The sequence below is a fragment of the Pseudobdellovibrio exovorus JSS genome, assembly GCF_000348725.1.
GTDB lineage: Bacteria > Bdellovibrionota > Bdellovibrionia > Bdellovibrionales > Bdellovibrionaceae > Pseudobdellovibrio > Pseudobdellovibrio exovorus.
Window position 1 is genome coordinate 2,430,366 of record NC_020813.1, and the last position, 15,844, is coordinate 2,446,209.

The window sequence follows — 15,844 nt, forward strand, 5'->3', positions numbered from 1 at the left end:
CGATGAATAGGCAAAGCCTATTACATCATACCGCCCATGCCGCCCATGTCTGGCATTCCGTGACCGTGGCCACCTGCTGCTGGAGCGTCTTTTTTCGGAGCTTCCGCAATCATTGTTTCAGTTGTTAACATCAATGAAGAAACTGATGCTGCATTTGTTAATGCACAACGAACAACTTTAACCGGATCGATAACGCCGTCTTTTAACAAGTCAGTGTATTCATCGCTGAATGCATTGTAACCGTAAGTTGCAGACTTCTCTTGTAAGATACGGTCAACAACGATTGCGCCATCAAGACCTGCATTTGCAGAGATTTGACGGATTGGCTCTTCACAAGCGCGTTTGACGATTTTAGCGCCGATTAATTCGTCTTCAGTGAATTTAGCAGTCGCGATTTTTTGAGAAGCACGCAATAGCGCCGTACCACCACCAGCTACGATACCTTCTTCAACAGCAGCGCGAGTTGCATTTAAAGCATCTTCAACACGGTGTTTTTTCTCTTTCATTTCGATTTCAGAACCGCCACCTACGTGGATAACTGCAACACCGCCAGCTAATTTAGCTAAGCGCTCTTTTAGTTTTTCTTTGTCATAGTCAGAAGTTGTTTCTTCGATTTGAGCTTTGATTTGGTTTACGCGAGCTGTGATGTCAGCTTTTTTACCAGAACCATCGATAACAGTCGTGTTGTCTTTATCAACAACGATGCGCTTAGCAACACCCAAGTGAGTTGCGTTAGCTTGTTCTAACTTCATACCAAGATCTTCAGAGATCACTTGGCCAGCAGTCAAAATCGCGATGTCTTCCAACATAGCTTTACGTCTGTCGCCAAAGCCTGGAGCTTTAACAGCACATACGTGTAAAGTGCCACGCAATTTATTAACAACTAAAGTTGCTAATGCTTCACCGTCAACATCTTCAGCGATGATTAACAATGGACGACCTTGTTTTGCAACCGCTTCAAGAACACCGATCATGTCTTTCATTGAAGAGATTTTTTTGTCGTAAATTAAAACGTAAGCGTTTTCTAAAACTGCTTCCATTTTTTCTGCGTTAGTTACGAAGTACGGAGACAAGTAACCGCGATCAAATTGCATACCTTCAACAGTAGTCACTTCAGTTTTAGCAGTTTTTGAATCTTCGATAGTGATAACACCTTCACGGCCAACTTTATCCATCGCGTTTGCTAACATTTCACCGATTTCTTTATCGTTGTTAGCAGAGATAGCACCAACTTGAGCTACTTCGTTAGAACCTTTAACTGGTTTCGCCATGTTTTTAAGTTCTTCGATGATCAAAGCAACGGCTTTGTCGATACCACGTTTTACAGACATTGGGTTGTGACCAGCAGAAACCAATTTAGCGCCTTCGCGATAGATTGCTTGTGCTAACACAGTTGCAGTTGTTGTTCCGTCACCGGCTTCGTCATTAGTTTTAGAAGCAACTTCTTTAACCATTTGCGCGCCCATGTTTTCGAATTTGTTTTCTAATTCGATTTCTTTAGCAACAGTAACACCGTCTTTAGTGATAAGTGGTGAACCGAAAGATTTGTCGATAACTACGTTACGACCTTTAGGTCCTAGGGTTACTTTTACAGCGTTAGCCAAAGTGTTAACACCTTTTAAGATGTTGCTACGTGCATCTTCTGAAAATACTAAAATTTTGCTCATTGAAATTCTCCTTTAAGAATTAAATTTATAAAAGTTCAAGCGCAGTCCAGTGTCGCGCGATGCGCTCACCTCCTGCGCGGGGCGCCTTATTGAATGATTCCTAAGATGTCTTCTTCTCTCATCATCAAGAACTCTTCACCAGATAATTTGATTTCTGTTCCTGCGTATTTAGAGAATAAAACTTTGTCTCCGGCTTTAACTTCAAGAGGCAATACTTTACCATCTTCAGTTACACGGCCGTTACCAGCAGCTACGATTTCACCACGTTGTGGTTTTTCTTTAGCGCTGTCTGGGATAAATAATCCGCCAGCGGTTTTTTCTTCTTCCGCCATTCTGCGAACTAAAATTCTGTCGTGTAATGGGCGTACACCCAACTCTGTTTTTGCCATAAAAATGACCTCCATGAAATTCGGGATAGTCTTCGATCCCGGTTAGTTAATTTAATTTGCTTAACCAATATGGAGTGCCTCAAAAAACTGTCAAGGTCGAGAGGTATTTAATATTTATATGCACAAATAAGTGGCGCAAAAATAGGGGGCAAAAACCCCTGCCAAAGTGAGAGCTATAATGACGCCCGAGAAAGGCGCAAACCCGTCTTAAAGGCCTCTATATTGACTTTGGCGGGGGTTACCTGAAAAAGCTAACTGGGTGACGAACAAGAAGACCTCTGTACTGATTCAACTACAGGTTGCAACTGCCACTGAGATCGCGGCCCCGCATCAGATACAAATCCTGCTGAATGCCGTGCTTCTGAAGAACCTGCTCACGATTGGCCTTCAGACTTGTCGGGAAGTACTTGAAATTCAGCAAAATGCGATCTTGGGAGCTTCGGTTGGGTTCGCTGCCATGAAGAGTGTGAATATCATGCAAACTGAACTGTCCTTGATGTAACGGAACAGGGACTCTTTGGGAGAGGATCTCATCATTGACTAAACTATCGGCAAGTCCCTTGTCCGATACGAACATTTTTTTCTGACCATACTCGACACGATAATCGCGCATTTCAGGATTCAAATGAGATGCTGGGATATACTCGACACAACCCTGCTCGGGTTGGTCTTCCGTTAAAGCCACTAAGATACTGACCAGACGAATCTCGTTATCAAACATATTGTAGGCTTTCAGATATTCAGAATCACGATGCCAATCCACATCAGCTTCTGTCTGCGCTTTTTTATAGAATAATGTCGTCGAAAATAATCCGATATCAGGGCCAATGATCTGCTCGACAATATCTAAGATTTCTTTGCGACGAGCCCACTCGAGTAAAATCGGATCGTACTGATGGACTCCTGTTAATGAAATAAATTTTGGATTTACTTTTTGATGTACCGCAATCACTCGCTGTTTTAAGGCTTCCGTTTCATCGTTAGAAAACAATAAACGTGGCACAGCTAGAAATCCATTTTGCGTGTAGTTTTCCAGCTCAGCCGCCGTTAACCTACTAGCAGAACTCATACTACACCTTTGCTTTTCTGTGAGTGAATTCAGTATCACCACCCACACAGGAATAAGCACAGGTATTTCCCAAATCAGTCCCGCGCACAAGATAACCATTCTGTGCAGAATTGAAATACTGCTGCACTCCATTCGTATCGACTCTTAAATGCGTTGGAAAAAATTTGAAATTTAATAAAATTCTTTCCTCTGAACTGCTATTCGGTTCACTGCCATGCATGGTATGGATGTCATGGATCGAGCAGTAGCCCTGCGGAATTTCCATATCAATCACTTCAGCCGCCAAGTCCACCTCGGAATCCGCGACTCCTGAATAACCCCACTGGTCCCCAAAAAGACAGTTCTGATAAGGATCATCTTTATAGGTACGCGATTTTTTAAGATGACTGCCAGCAATGTAGCGCACACAACCATTTGCTTTTGTGCTGGGAGTGATCGCAATCAACATCGAGGCCAAATCTACTTGATCAAAAAGTTTAAGTTGCTGATAAGAATGGGCATCCGTATGCCATTGCACATATTGATGTGTATTAGGTCGCTTAATAAAGAGGTTCACCGAAATTAATCCGATATTCGGGCCGATCAAGCTTTCAATTATGTTTAAAAGCGAATCCTCTTTGGCAAAATTAATGAAAGCTGGATCTGTCACATGCAAAGACGACAAAGTACCCGACTCATCGGGCTTCAAATTTTTATCAATGGTCTGATACACCAACTGAGCCAGTTCTTGAAAACGAGCCTTTTCCAAAACAGGTCGACTCGAACAGATCACACCTTTTTGACGAAACAAAGACACCTCTGCCTCGGTCAAAGGAAGCAAATGGGTACCCATCAAACTCACCTCTATTTAAAATCTATTTTCAGTGAAAAGTACAAAAATGCGTAGAAAAAAATGGGCTCGGTTCATTATGAAGCACATGCTAAAAAGCACATTTCGCAAGCCCAGAAAAGGTCGATGAAACGACGAGCCCAGACCTTTGGACCTCAGAATAGGTTAGCTTATTTTTTAAACAGAATGTCAGCTCTTAGGTCCTGTTTGGGCAAAAAATGCCTAGATTCTAGTCGCGATTTTCTCGACTAGCCCAATGTTTAATCAACATAGGAGTCTTTATGTTCTGTAATAGATCCAACGTTAAATACAAAAACCAATACAAAACAAACCAAGTTCAGAGGGGGACAAGGATGTCACAAAAACTATTGGCCATCATTATGACGGCAACATTATCAATCGCAGCTCACGCTGATTTTAACCAACAAGTAGTAGGCGGAGTTGTAGCGGAAAGAGGGGAATTTCCGTTCCAAGTTTCATTACAACGTACAAATGGTTCACATTTTTGCGGTGGTTCTTTAATTAAGCCTAACTGGGTATTAACTGCAGCTCACTGTGTGGGTAACAGCAACATGCAAGTTGTAGCTGGTTTACACGATCAAAAAGATCGCACTGGTACTGAGACTTTTTCTGTAAAAAGAATTATTCCTCATCCAAAATATAACCGCAGCACTTTAGCTTACGACTTCGCGTTGATCGAGCTAAATGGTGAATCAACTTTCAGAACTGCTGATTTGAATCACAGCGAAATCGAAATTCCTGAAATCGGTCAAGATCCAATCAACGTGATCACAAGCGGCTGGGGCACAACAAAAGAAGGTGCTTACACATTGCCTGATCTATTACAAAAAGTTGAAGTTCCACTTGTATCAGCGAAAGAGTGTAATGCGTCCGCTTCCTATAACGGCCGTATCACTGACAGCATGATCTGTGCAGGTCTTCCACAAGGTGGTAAAGACGCTTGCCAAGGTGACTCTGGTGGACCACTTTTCACAAAAAGCGCTAGCGGTGATTTCTCATTAGTTGGTGTTGTGAGCTGGGGTGCTGGTTGCGCTCGTCCAAATAAATTCGGTGTTTACTCAAAAGTAAACGCAGTAATCGACTGGATTGCGACAGAAACTCAATAGTCAAAATTGATCATTTAATTTGAATAAATAAAAAACCCGAGGTGACTCGGGTTTTTTATTTTATAGATTTTCAGATATGTAACATGTTTTTCAGAAGCTTCAAAAGCCGTCTTACTGTTACGGCAAATCAAATAACAAGAATTCACTTCCCGCTTGCCACTTTAAATGAAGGCGCGAAAGCACACTGGTACTAGCTGCGTCACCAGCCGCTAAACTGACGTCATTGATTTTCACCACACCTTTGATCACTTGTAACCAGTAAGCGCGTGTCTCGTCGGTGTTCAGAATTCGTTCACCTGCGGTAGGTGATTTAAGGGCATATAAATCCACGTCTTGATGAATACTCACCGAGCTATCACGTCCTGTATTTGAAGCCACAAGAACCAGTTCCCCATCGGCGAGCTTTGTTGAAAAATCTTTTTGCTCGTAGCCAGCGGGATAACCAGCTTTGTCTGGTAAAAGCCAAATCTGCATCAAGTGCGTGGGTTTGTCCTTTAAGTGATTGTACTCCGAGTGGCGCACACCTGTACCTGCGCTCATACGTTGCACTTCGCCAGGTTTGATCGTTGCAGTATTGCCCATACTGTCTTTGTGCTCAAGCTCACCTTCGATGATGTAGGTGATAATCTCCATATTTTGATGGGCATGCGGAGGGAACCCGGCTCCACCAGCAATACGGTCTTCGTTAATTACACGTAGAACCGAAAAGCCCATATGAGCTGGATCATGATAGTTGGCAAAAGAGAATGTGTGGCGCGCATCAAGCCAACCGTGATTGGCGTGACCGCGCTCTGAAGATCTGCGAATTTTGATCATAGTTTATTTTTAGAACGACTTAATTAGTTCAATATTATTTCAACAAGCTTCTTAACATCCATGCTGTTTTTTCATGGATATCTAGGCGCTGAGTCAGAACATCCATCGTCGTTTGATCTTTTGCTTTTTCAGCATCGTCAAAAATTCCGCGGATAGTTTTAATAATTGTTTCGTGACCTTCAATCGCTTCTTCAATCATTTTGTTCGCTTTAGGAACACTTTTTGATTCTTTGATCGAAGTCAGTTTCACAAACTCAGAGTAAGAACCCGGAGCATAATGCCCTAAAGAACGAATTCTTTCGGCGATCACGTCCAAGGCGTTCCACATTTCTGTGTACTGTTCCATAAACATTAAGTGCAGTGTACGGAACATCGGACCCTCTACGTTCCAATGAAAATTATGTGTTTTAAGATAAAGTGTATATGTATCCGCTAAAAGCGCCGACAATCCGCCAGCTACCGCTTTACGATTAACTTCTGATATTCCAATATCGATTTTTTTCATGAGAACCTCCATGTGGTGGTGTTAGTGGCTCTATTATAAGCCATGAAATCCAAGGAAATCATCCTCTTATAGATTTTGTCCATAATGTCATAGGTCCTGTGATCACCCGCCAATTTAAGGCAAGTGTCTAGTTTTGATACACTCTGAACTCGATTTAAAGGCCACACTGTGTTTTTTATCGCAGCACAGTTCTTGCTTGGACCACTTGGTGGAATGGAGAACGTTCATGAGAAAAGCCTTTTCAAAAAAACTACTTCTGGCCTTTTTGCTCAGTCCGATACTATTAGGCTCAATACTATTAAGCCCTCTGACCTCCCATGCGGGGCACATGGTCAGTTGTGGTGGGTTTCTAGACAACCCCAACACCGAAAGACAGTTTCTTTTTGATTTCTATCAAGGGGCCACACGCGAGGCGCAGAGCATTTCGATTTCTGTAGGAAAACCTCACCAGTTTGTGGGAACTATCGTCCAAGTTCGACAGACAAAAGTATCCACTGGCTTTTTGGCTCATAAAGAAATTCTGAGTGATGCTGAAGGCAAGTTCCGTCTCGAGTGGAGTGCTGGACTCAGAAGCACGGACAGTACTTGGAAACTCACAGCTAAATTTCCCGAACTGGGACTGGTTATGGACCAGCAGAACATTGATTGCGTTGGTTATTACTAGTACCCTTAACGGGTGACCCTGCGAGAACTCAGCCACTTCTATAATAATATCTCTTTAAGTCTGCACGCAGGTATTTCACTGATTTCATTCTTTGAAAACCTTCGTGCCACGACAAAGGACTCTAGTCAAAAAAGTAAAATCTCTTTGATTCTGACTCAACTGCGCAAGGGCACAACCTTGCACGAGTCTTTACAACTATCAGGATTTGTTCCCCTTTTCGATTTGCCTGTACTTGAAGCCGCCGAAAGATCGGGAAGCATGGTCTCTATCACCAAACTTCTATCGGCGCGATATGACCTCAGTGCCACTACTGATAAAGATATTCGCAGTGGTTTATATCTTCCCTTTCTTCTGACATCGGCGGCGATCTTTCTGCCCGAGTTTCCCCGCGTGTTCTTAGGCGAACTGACAATGAAAGCCTACTTTATTAAAAACATGGCCATCGTTGCGGGATTAGCCACAGTCATTTATTTTATACGTGATCTGTTCATGCGCTCTTATTACGACTTCGCTTTAGCGCGTTTTAAACACAATCTATTTAAAAAAATTCCTTTCTTAAATTCTTTGATAATGAATGTTGCAAAAGAAAATTTTTGTACATCATTGGAAATTATGCTGGAGTCTGGAATTCCCATCTTTGATGCCCTGAGATTAGCCGCGAATACCTCTGCTGATCCCGACATAGCTTCAGCTTCGCATCGTATGGTGGGTGAGCTGAAAGCCGGGAAAACAATCCCTCAGGCATTTCTAACTGAAAGTATTTTCGGTGTAGATTTACAACGCGCCATCATCACCGGATGGGAAAGCGGAGAACTTCCTGCCACTTTACGCCAACAGGCCGAAATGCTACGTAAAGATATCGGCCGCTCGATAGCGGTGCTTTCTAAAACAGTGCCAATGATCCTTTATTGGATCAGTATGCTTTATGCCGCTGGCACCATTTTCAATTTGCATTTAGGAAATATGAAAACCCTTATGCAGATGCTCTGACTTAGTTTTTTGGCTTAGTTTTCTGACTTATTTTGTTGATGTGTCTTGCTTCTTGATTTTGTCCAAAAACTCGAGCTTATCTTCTTTCAAAATAATAAAAAGACCTTTGGATTGAGCTAGCAGTTTTTCACCATGCCACAATTCCGCAGCGATAGTGACTTTACGATTTTCTTTTTGCAGGACACGAGCCTTCAAATCAATTTCGACTCCGCAAGGAACCAAATGTAGGAATTCTACCTCGATTTTGCCAGCTAGAACTCCCATTCCATTGTGCCATCCGCAAGAGCCCATCATCTCGTCCAACACGGCTGCTTGGCAGCCTCCGTGCACATGACCTGGGGGACCAGCGGCTTTCTTGCCAAATAGAATTTTTCCATGCAGTTCGCCTGCATTCGGAGACTTTAATAAAACCATCTGGTGCACATCGGGATAAGCATCCAATACATAGGAGCCTTCGGCATCACCCGGATAAGGTCTTTCCACCTTCAAGGCCGGATCATAATTCAATTTCTGATTCGCACTGCCTTTTATACTGTCCTTTATATTTTGGCTCATAGATTTATTAGACCCTGTTTTTGTTGCGGGATGAAGTCGCTGTGCGTGGTAGTATGCGTGGTGATATGCTTGGTGATGTGCGTATTGATGTGCGGTGAGTTTGAACTGCGCTATAGGCCTCTTTAACGGGAACGATGGCGCCAAACTCGGCAAAGACCTTTTGAAATCGTTTTAAATCTTTTCCCCAGTAAATCATACAGCACGACATCGGGGCCCCTTTGTTTTGTTCCGTTCCTGCGACTAGAAATTTTAATCGTGTATCCGCTAGAAAACATACAGCTGCTGCTTGGCCGAATACAAATTCTTTCCAATGGGCGGTGTTCGTGGCCACAGGAACTAAAGCCAAAACTTCGCTTTTGTTCTGCGCATGGGCTTCGTGACATCTTTGCAGCCAATCATAAATAGAAGACTTCGAAGATTTTTCGCGGCCATACGGAGGATTCACATAGATCTTTTTAAATTTCCAGCTTTCTTTAAGACCATCCTGTCGAGGCAATATATATTCCGTAGTAGCTTCGACAATAGAGTTCGCATTAGAACAGGGATCTAAATCCGGAGCTCCAGCGAAAAAATCGTGTATCGCCGTCACATACTTACGAGGCGTACACCACTGTTGGCTCTGAGAAATTATTTTTCGACCAGCGGTCATCGCAAATCTTCCCCTCTTGCAAAAGTCCTACAGACTTTATAGTAGCGGAGGCGATGCCGATCGTGCAACTGTCTGTTGCAAGGGATGAGTCTTCATTCTGTAAAAAAAATCCTGCACGCAGTAATTAAAAATATCGGGTTGCTCGATATTCGGCAGGTGTCCTGCGTGCGGGATTATACGGAACTCAGCCTGAGGCAGATTTTCGGCCAAGTGGCGATTGACTTCTACGGGAGTCACTCGATCATCTTCACCAACCAATACCAATGTCGGCACATGGATTCGGTGTAACAGCGACGAGCTATCCCGACGCGAAGCCAAAGCTCCTAACGTCATGGTTACATCTTCTGGGCGATTTTCTAGAATCATCTGTTTTAATTGCTCTTGAAGTTCTAGGTTTTTTAAAGATTCGACTCCAAGAACTTGTTTTGAAAAATCAATGGCAAACTGGTCTAATCCATCCTTAGTGATTTTTTGTATCTGAGCATAGCGTTTATCTTTCGCTTCATTCGAGTCAGCATCAGCGCGCGTATCACACAAAATCAAAGAGGAAATGCGCTCAGAGTGATGAATAGCAAAGTGCAACGCTACGTAACCACCTAAAGACAATCCACAAATAGCTGCACGCGGAATTTCATTTTCATTCATGTAGTGTTTTAAATCATCGGCAAAGTGGGCCATCATCCATGGCCCCTGCTGACGTTTGGCCTGACCATGTCCTCGTAAATCCGGAGTGAACACCTGATGAGTTTTTCCAAAAAAATCCACTTGGGGCTTCCACATTTCAGAACTGAAAGGAAAGGCATGTAAGAAAATAATAGCTTCTGTTGAAGGTCTCACTGGACTCATAAAACACCTCTGGCAACATTAATAAATATTTAAAATCACATCACACTCGTTATACACTCTGAGGTAATGCATATCTAACGCCAACATGAGACGCCCCATAAAGTAGGAAGAGCGCTCAGTTCTTTTTTGTAAGACCATTTCCTCCCCAAAAGCCTTAAACTTAAGTTCATTTCCGGTGCGTGGTGAACGCTTAGAAAAAGCCCCTTTTTGTCAGGATTCGGTTAGGGTTTTGTTTAGACTCCCTTTAAATGCTCTGTCCAAGAACATAACGCTACTGCACTTTTTTCAAAATCAGGTTTTTAGGTGCGAAAACTCGATTTTTTGAGTTATAAAAACGCCATTCAAATTAAGACTACAAACTCTTACCAAACGAGGTTTTTATGAAGTTCCGTTCTGTAATTTTGGCTGCAACATTAATGTTATCTCAAGCTGCTTTAGCTAACTCGAACAACTGTGTAGCTGACTCTGTTAAAAGCTCTACAGGCGTTACTGTTTTAGGTACTTATAGCTCTTCAGACAGCCGTTCTGTTTTAAGAAACTTACAAACAAACCCTAATACAGCCGCTCGCCAATTCACAAATGTAGCTGGCCAATTATTAGCGGTTGATTACACTTTGAAATTAACAAACTCTGTTAGTGAAGATCCTCGTTGGCCAAATGATGGCTGCCGCGCGATTGCAACGAAATCAACTTATTGCTCTGATGGAAAAAATGTAGCCTGTGCCGAGATCTGCATCGTACAAAAAAGCTGCATCGATCCAAGATAGTTTTTATTTATAATTATTCCTTTTCTTTTCTGACAACAGCCCCCCAGATAGGGGGCTGACTCTGCTTCTGTTCTTTCTTAAATTGTAGGGCCTAAACTATAAACTCGGGGGCCTCATCAAATCCGTTCTATTTATCTCTTTATTTCTGATGACAGTATTTCTAACGACAATTCCTTGCGCTCCAACTTGGGCGCAAGAGACTACTTCTGATACTTCAGAGCCAGCACAGCCAAAAAACCCTGTCGAATTACAACGGGAACAAGCGAAAAAATACGGAGTGAAAGATCCTAATAGCCATCTTTTTGGTTTTCATGGGACGCTGGCGATTCCCCATCCAACTAGTTTAGGTTTGGATTACCATCTGAACTCTTCTTTTTCATTTTCAGCCTCTATTGGAAGCTTTCGTAATCGTATCGAGCACACAGATATCGGCATCTTCAATACCGAGATCACAGCACGCTGGCACATTATGAATGGAGCTTTTTTCATTGGTTCCCATTTCGGAAAACAGAAAATGACTGGGGAAAGAACGCAGCAAATCCAAACAGAAACAGTGACAGCAAAAGCCGAATACGAAGGCACCTACTACACGCCTCACATCGGCTGGTTATTTGTGGATGGACCGGGTTTTACGATGGGAGCCGAATTCGGTTTTATGACTCCTGTAGGGTCCGATATCACCATTTCCTCGAATGCCAGTGCTGGAGTTCAAGCGACCGGAGACTACGCCGAGCTTGTGCGCAGTACACGCCGCCTGATCAACGACACGATTGACCACGGATTCCCTCATATTGCCGTACTTCGTTTGGGTTGGGTGTTTTAAACAACTGTCTGTAAAATACTCGTCATTGCTATATATTTTTCTGATGGTATATTCAGGCCATCATGAGAAACCAGTTTTACATTGCATTTACAGTGATTCTAATCGCGAACGTTCTTTTCTTTTTCTACTGGCCGATGGGACTTTTTAATCTTTTCTTAACTGTTCCTTTTTTCATGCTGGGCTTCCGTGATATTCGTCAAAGACGACACGCCATCAAAGCTAACTTTCCTGTGTTTGGACACTTCCGTTATCTGTTTGAGTCGATCCGTCCAGAAATCAACCAGTACTTCGTTGAATCTAACACCGATGGAAAACCTTTTAGCCGTGAACAGCGCTCTGTCGTTTATCAACGGGCTAAAAAAGTTTTAGATACAGTCGCCTTCGGAACCCAACTGAATGTGTACGAAAAGGGCTACGAGTTTGTGAATCACTCGTTATATCCCACTCATGTGGATAGCAAAACATTGCGCACCACTATCGGCAGTGATCTTTGTAAACAGCCCTATTCCATTTCACTACTGAACATTTCTGCAATGAGTTTCGGCTCGCTTTCGCCGAACAGTATTCTGGCCTTGAATGGTGGCGCTAAAGATGGAAACTTCGCTCACAACACAGGTGAAGGCGGTATTTCACCTTATCACTTAGAACCTGGCGGAGACTTAATCTGGCAAATCGGGACTGGGTATTTTGGCTGCCGTGATTTAGATGGCAATTTCGATCCTGAGCTTTTTAAGAAAAATGCTCAGCGCCCTCAGGTCAAAATGATCGAATTAAAACTTTCACAAGGAGCTAAGCCCGGTCACGGGGGCATCTTATCCGGAAAGAAAGTGACAGAAGAAATTTCACAAATCCGAAATGTTCCTATTGGGAAAGATGTGATTTCACCACCGGCGCACAGAGCCTTTTCAAATGCTCAAGGTATGTTGGAGTTTATTCACACCCTCAGAACTTTGTCGGATGGAAAACCTGTCGGCATCAAATTATGCCTTGGTCATCGTGAAGAGTTTGAAACCTTGGTGAACACGATGAAAGAAACGCGTATCTACCCTGACTACATCGTTATTGATGGTGCAGAAGGTGGAACGGGTGCGGCTCCGTTAGAGTTCGCTAACTATCTAGGAACACCGGGGGCTGATGCCTTGGTGATTGCCGTGGACTGCCTGAAAAAAGCTGGCTTAAAAAATCAAATCAAAGTTTTGGCTACAGGTAAAATCACCACGGCCTTTGATATGATCAAGTTGTTATGCCTAGGAGCGGATGCAACCTATGCCGCACGTTCGATGATGCTGGCTCTGGGATGTATTCAAGCCTTACGTTGCAACAACAACAAATGTCCTGCAGGTGTAGCGACACAGAACCCGCAGCTCTATAAAGGGCTGCATGCGCCATCGAAACGTAAACGCGTGAAGAACTTCCACCATGAAACAATTGAAGCTCTCGCCCATGTTTTAGGTGCCATGGGAGTATCCGATCACACGCAACTGAATCGCAAGCACCTGTTCAAACGCATAGATGAGAATAGAATTCAAAGTTATGAAGAGATCTACAGCAGCTCGCTGTAAATTTACAAAAATAGTTAATTTTAATAGATAGTAAGAAAATGGCTCAGGAGGAGGGACTCGAACCCCCGACCAAGCGGTTAACAGCCGCTTGCTCTACCGACTGAGCTACTCCTGAACTCGTCGAAAAACGAACACTCAAATTATCTAACTGATTGGTTTTCGTCAAGAAGCCGTTAAGGGGAATTTAAGATACAGACCTATTTCTGAAGGAGCTCTTGCGTGAGTTTTGCTGATTTAAAGGGCATTCCGCCAGTGCGGTAGACCTCAAACTGGGAACTCCACTCTAAAACCGTGGTGTGACCTGCGGCTCCGCTGCTTTCGGCCAATGGGGCCCACTCCACATGATCCACATCTAAATCCACAATGTCCTCGGTGCTGAGCTCGCAATACTGGCGACGCAAATCACTTAGAGATTTCTGTTTCAAGGCCTCAGGCACCTCTGTGGCGATCCATTTTACGTCCACCACATGATCGGCACACCAGTTGATACTGTTCGCATTACTCACACCAAAAAGAGCATTCAAGGTACGCGTCAGTGAGCCCGAGCTGGTGTAATTGTAAATCATCACCACTAAAATCAAACCCAACACCAACGTGGCCAATTTCATGATTAAACGTGTATTCATAGTTAGTGAGACTCACTTCTTCTGTAAACTTTGTGCATCAGATAAACTGATACGATCACCGTACCAGAAAGAATATAACCCAAAGTATCGAAGTGTTCAATTTTACCTGTAGCGCCTTCGACCACGATCAGACCCGCAATCACCGAAGCGATACCTCCGGAAATTTGTTGAAGTGAGGCATTCACCGCCATAAAGGCTCCGCGATTTTCAGGAGTTGGAATTCCCGAAATCATCGCCTGTGCCGGAATGATGCGCGAGAAAATCGCACTGAACATCAGAACATTCACGATCACCACTAACCACAACGGCGTGATTCCTAAATTCGTGTAAATGATCACCATGATGATGGTTAAAATAGCGCCGAACCAGAATGTTTTCATTTTGCCGTACAAGTCACTGGCACGCCCCACGGCTGGGCCAATAAAAATTGTCGCAATGCCCGTGATCAAATAGACCATCGGAAGTTTTTCTAAAGAGATCCCCAAATTATGAACCGAAAATGCGCTTCCGAATGGCATCAACATAAAGCCACCCAATGACATCAAAGCCGTCACCATAAACGCCATCAGATAATGCGTGTTTTTTACTGTGGTCCACAGATGATGAAAGGCATTGTTATCTGTTTTGTATTTCAAGTGCTCATCCACCGGTTGAAGCTTCCACCAGATGATAGCAGCTGCTGCGATACTGATGACCACAATCGCCATGAACGGCATGTGCCATCCCCAAAGATTCGCCAGAAAAAGCCCTACAGGAATTCCTAGAATCTGACTGGCCGCAAATGCCGTTTGAATAAAGCCCATCACCCGTCCACGCTGACTCATCGGAAATAAATCCGTGGTGATTGCCAAAACAATCGAGCCCATGACTCCACCAAACAAGCCGGTCACCATACGCGCTAGTAAAAGAAAAATGTAATTCGGCGCAATTGCACAACAGAAAGTTCCAATGATAAAACCCACATAGAAAAACAAAAGAATCTTTTTACGATCATAGCGATCCGCAAACCCCGCCGCTAACAATCCAGAAATACCCGCACTGAACGCATAGGCCGAAACCACCATTCCAAATTGCGCCGTCGTCATATTCAGCGCTGGCATCATGATCGCACCCAAAGGGGACATGATCATAAAATCCAAAACAATCGTGAATTGCAAAAAGGCCAATAGAGCCACAACGAATTTTTGGTAGGCGGTGAAAGACATTTTAATGGGTTGTTGTTCTGAGTTTGATGTCGCTTCGGTCAGAGTCGAAATTTCATCCATATAGCGCCTTTGTAGATTTCGCATGTGCGCGAATCCGAAAAAAATTATTCTACACCTTTTAAAAATGAATTCACCAATCTAAAGTTTGTGTAAAATAGTAGCAGTTTTAAGTGATGTGAGCTTGTTGTGGTTTTGTGGTCTATTTTTTCAGCTATGCAGCTCTTGTTATAAACATAAGAGTCTTTCCTGAATGAAATCGTCCGAACTTGTAGTTTGTTAACTGATGGAATAGCGATTTCAGCTCTTTAAGCGGCTTAATACTTTTTTAGACAGTTTGTAAATTATTGATTTTATTAGAAAAAATGGTGCAACCGCCAGGAGTCGAACCTGGGACCCCAACATTCGTAGTGTTGTATTCTATCCAGCTGAACTACGGTTGCACTGTGGTTTTTTAAACGTGAAGGTTATTTGTACAGAAAATGAGGTCCAAAATCAAGAGCTGTGTTATGCCAAGTCTTGATTTGGTAAAAACGCTATGGCACTTTAGGTGTTCGCCTGCTAAAACAGGTGTGATTCAGCTTATTTAGATCATTTTTCGTGCGGAGAGGTGGGTGAGTGGCTGAAACCAAGCGTTTGCTAAACGCTCGTAGTTCCAAAAGAGCTACCGCGGGTTCAAATCCCGCTCTCTCCGCCATTTTTTTAAGAAATATAGGCTATTACAAGAAAATTTATAAGTCCCTGCTCCTTGGTCGGCC

17 protein-coding genes and 3 tRNA genes are annotated in these 15,844 nt (G+C 43.2%); 7 read left to right on the plus strand and 13 right to left on the minus strand.

Features of this window, described 5'->3' with window-relative positions; translation table 11 throughout:
• Positions 1-20: 20 nt before the first annotated feature.
• The 4 genes from groL to A11Q_RS11995 form a co-directional block, all read right to left on the minus strand.
• A complete protein-coding gene (gene groL, locus A11Q_RS11980; protein WP_015471087.1) occupies positions 21-1,667 on the minus strand; it encodes a chaperonin GroEL in 1,647 nt (548 codons plus the stop codon).
• A gap of 86 nt (positions 1,668-1,753) precedes the next feature.
• On the minus strand, positions 1,754-2,041 hold the full coding sequence (gene groES, locus A11Q_RS11985; protein WP_041576151.1) for a co-chaperone GroES: 288 nt from the start codon (positions 2,039-2,041) through the stop codon (positions 1,754-1,756).
• Between the two features lie 307 nt (positions 2,042-2,348).
• Complete coding sequence (locus A11Q_RS11990; RefSeq protein ID WP_015471089.1) at positions 2,349-3,125, minus strand: phytanoyl-CoA dioxygenase family protein; 777 nt, start codon at positions 3,123-3,125, stop codon at positions 2,349-2,351.
• 1 nt (position 3,126) lies between these two features.
• Positions 3,127-3,957, minus strand: coding sequence for a phytanoyl-CoA dioxygenase family protein (locus A11Q_RS11995; RefSeq protein ID WP_015471090.1), 831 nt, complete (start codon positions 3,955-3,957; stop codon positions 3,127-3,129).
• A gap of 350 nt (positions 3,958-4,307) precedes the next feature.
• Here A11Q_RS11995 and A11Q_RS12000 point away from each other — a divergent pair, with 350 nt between their 5' ends.
• Complete coding sequence (locus tag A11Q_RS12000; protein WP_041575278.1) at positions 4,308-5,081, plus strand: S1 family serine peptidase; 774 nt, start codon at positions 4,308-4,310, stop codon at positions 5,079-5,081.
• A gap of 117 nt (positions 5,082-5,198) precedes the next feature.
• On the opposite strand, the gene A11Q_RS12005 is transcribed toward A11Q_RS12000, so the two are convergent.
• Positions 5,199-5,897 carry a pirin family protein gene (locus A11Q_RS12005; protein ID WP_015471092.1) on the minus strand — a complete coding sequence of 233 codons (699 nt, stop codon included), beginning with the start codon at positions 5,895-5,897 and terminating at the stop codon, positions 5,199-5,201.
• Between the two features lie 34 nt (positions 5,898-5,931).
• Complete coding sequence (locus A11Q_RS12010; protein WP_015471093.1) at positions 5,932-6,402, minus strand: Dps family protein; 471 nt, start codon at positions 6,400-6,402, stop codon at positions 5,932-5,934.
• A gap of 226 nt (positions 6,403-6,628) precedes the next feature.
• On the opposite strand from A11Q_RS12010, the gene A11Q_RS12015 reads away from it, so the two are divergent.
• Together A11Q_RS12015 and A11Q_RS12020 are read left to right on the plus strand one after the other, a co-directional pair.
• On the plus strand, positions 6,629-7,066 hold the full coding sequence (locus tag A11Q_RS12015; RefSeq protein WP_015471094.1) for a hypothetical protein: 438 nt from the start codon (positions 6,629-6,631) through the stop codon (positions 7,064-7,066).
• A gap of 12 nt (positions 7,067-7,078) precedes the next feature.
• Positions 7,079-8,056 (plus strand): type II secretion system F family protein, encoded by a 978-nt coding sequence (locus A11Q_RS12020; RefSeq protein ID WP_015471095.1) that lies wholly within the window; start codon positions 7,079-7,081, stop codon positions 8,054-8,056.
• Positions 8,057-8,083: 27 nt separating this feature from the next.
• On the opposite strand, the gene A11Q_RS12025 is transcribed toward A11Q_RS12020, so the two are convergent.
• Genes A11Q_RS12025 through A11Q_RS12035 form a run of 3 tightly spaced genes read right to left on the minus strand, consistent with a single transcriptional unit; the run spans position 8,084 to position 10,106 of the window.
• Positions 8,084-8,611, minus strand: coding sequence for a PaaI family thioesterase (locus A11Q_RS12025; RefSeq protein ID WP_015471096.1), 528 nt, complete (start codon positions 8,609-8,611; stop codon positions 8,084-8,086).
• Positions 8,612-8,618: 7 nt separating this feature from the next.
• Entirely contained in the window at positions 8,619-9,260 is a 642-nt protein-coding gene (locus A11Q_RS12030) for a DNA N-6-adenine-methyltransferase (protein ID WP_015471097.1), read from the minus strand.
• Between the two features lie 36 nt (positions 9,261-9,296).
• On the minus strand, positions 9,297-10,106 hold the full coding sequence (locus tag A11Q_RS12035; RefSeq protein WP_015471098.1) for an alpha/beta fold hydrolase: 810 nt from the start codon (positions 10,104-10,106) through the stop codon (positions 9,297-9,299).
• Between the two features lie 380 nt (positions 10,107-10,486).
• On the opposite strand from A11Q_RS12035, the gene A11Q_RS12040 reads away from it, so the two are divergent.
• From A11Q_RS12040 to A11Q_RS12050, 3 genes are all read left to right on the plus strand, one after another.
• The gene (locus tag A11Q_RS12040) at positions 10,487-10,873 is read left to right on the plus strand and encodes a hypothetical protein (protein WP_015471099.1); all 387 of its coding nucleotides are present in this window, start codon (positions 10,487-10,489) and stop codon (positions 10,871-10,873) included.
• 148 nt (positions 10,874-11,021) lie between these two features.
• Positions 11,022-11,696, plus strand: coding sequence for a hypothetical protein (locus tag A11Q_RS12045; RefSeq protein WP_015471100.1), 675 nt, complete (start codon positions 11,022-11,024; stop codon positions 11,694-11,696).
• A gap of 62 nt (positions 11,697-11,758) precedes the next feature.
• Positions 11,759-13,258, plus strand: a complete 1,500-nt coding sequence (locus A11Q_RS12050) for an FMN-binding glutamate synthase family protein (RefSeq protein WP_015471101.1) — start codon at positions 11,759-11,761, stop codon at positions 13,256-13,258.
• A gap of 39 nt (positions 13,259-13,297) precedes the next feature.
• Here A11Q_RS12050 and A11Q_RS12055 read toward each other — a convergent pair.
• The 4 genes from A11Q_RS12055 to A11Q_RS12070 all read right to left on the minus strand — a co-directional run bounded on the left by A11Q_RS12055 (position 13,298) and on the right by A11Q_RS12070 (position 15,529).
• Positions 13,298-13,373, minus strand: a tRNA-Asn gene (locus A11Q_RS12055).
• Positions 13,374-13,455: 82 nt separating this feature from the next.
• On the minus strand, positions 13,456-13,884 hold the full coding sequence (locus tag A11Q_RS12060; protein WP_015471102.1) for a hypothetical protein: 429 nt from the start codon (positions 13,882-13,884) through the stop codon (positions 13,456-13,458).
• A gap of 2 nt (positions 13,885-13,886) precedes the next feature.
• Positions 13,887-15,149 (minus strand): MFS transporter, encoded by a 1,263-nt coding sequence (locus A11Q_RS12065; protein WP_041575279.1) that lies wholly within the window; start codon positions 15,147-15,149, stop codon positions 13,887-13,889.
• Between the two features lie 303 nt (positions 15,150-15,452).
• A tRNA-Arg gene (locus A11Q_RS12070) sits at positions 15,453-15,529 on the minus strand.
• Positions 15,530-15,690: 161 nt separating this feature from the next.
• Here A11Q_RS12070 and A11Q_RS12075 point away from each other — a divergent pair.
• Positions 15,691-15,783, plus strand: a tRNA-Ser gene (locus A11Q_RS12075).
• The last annotated feature ends 61 nt before the right edge of the window (positions 15,784-15,844 follow it).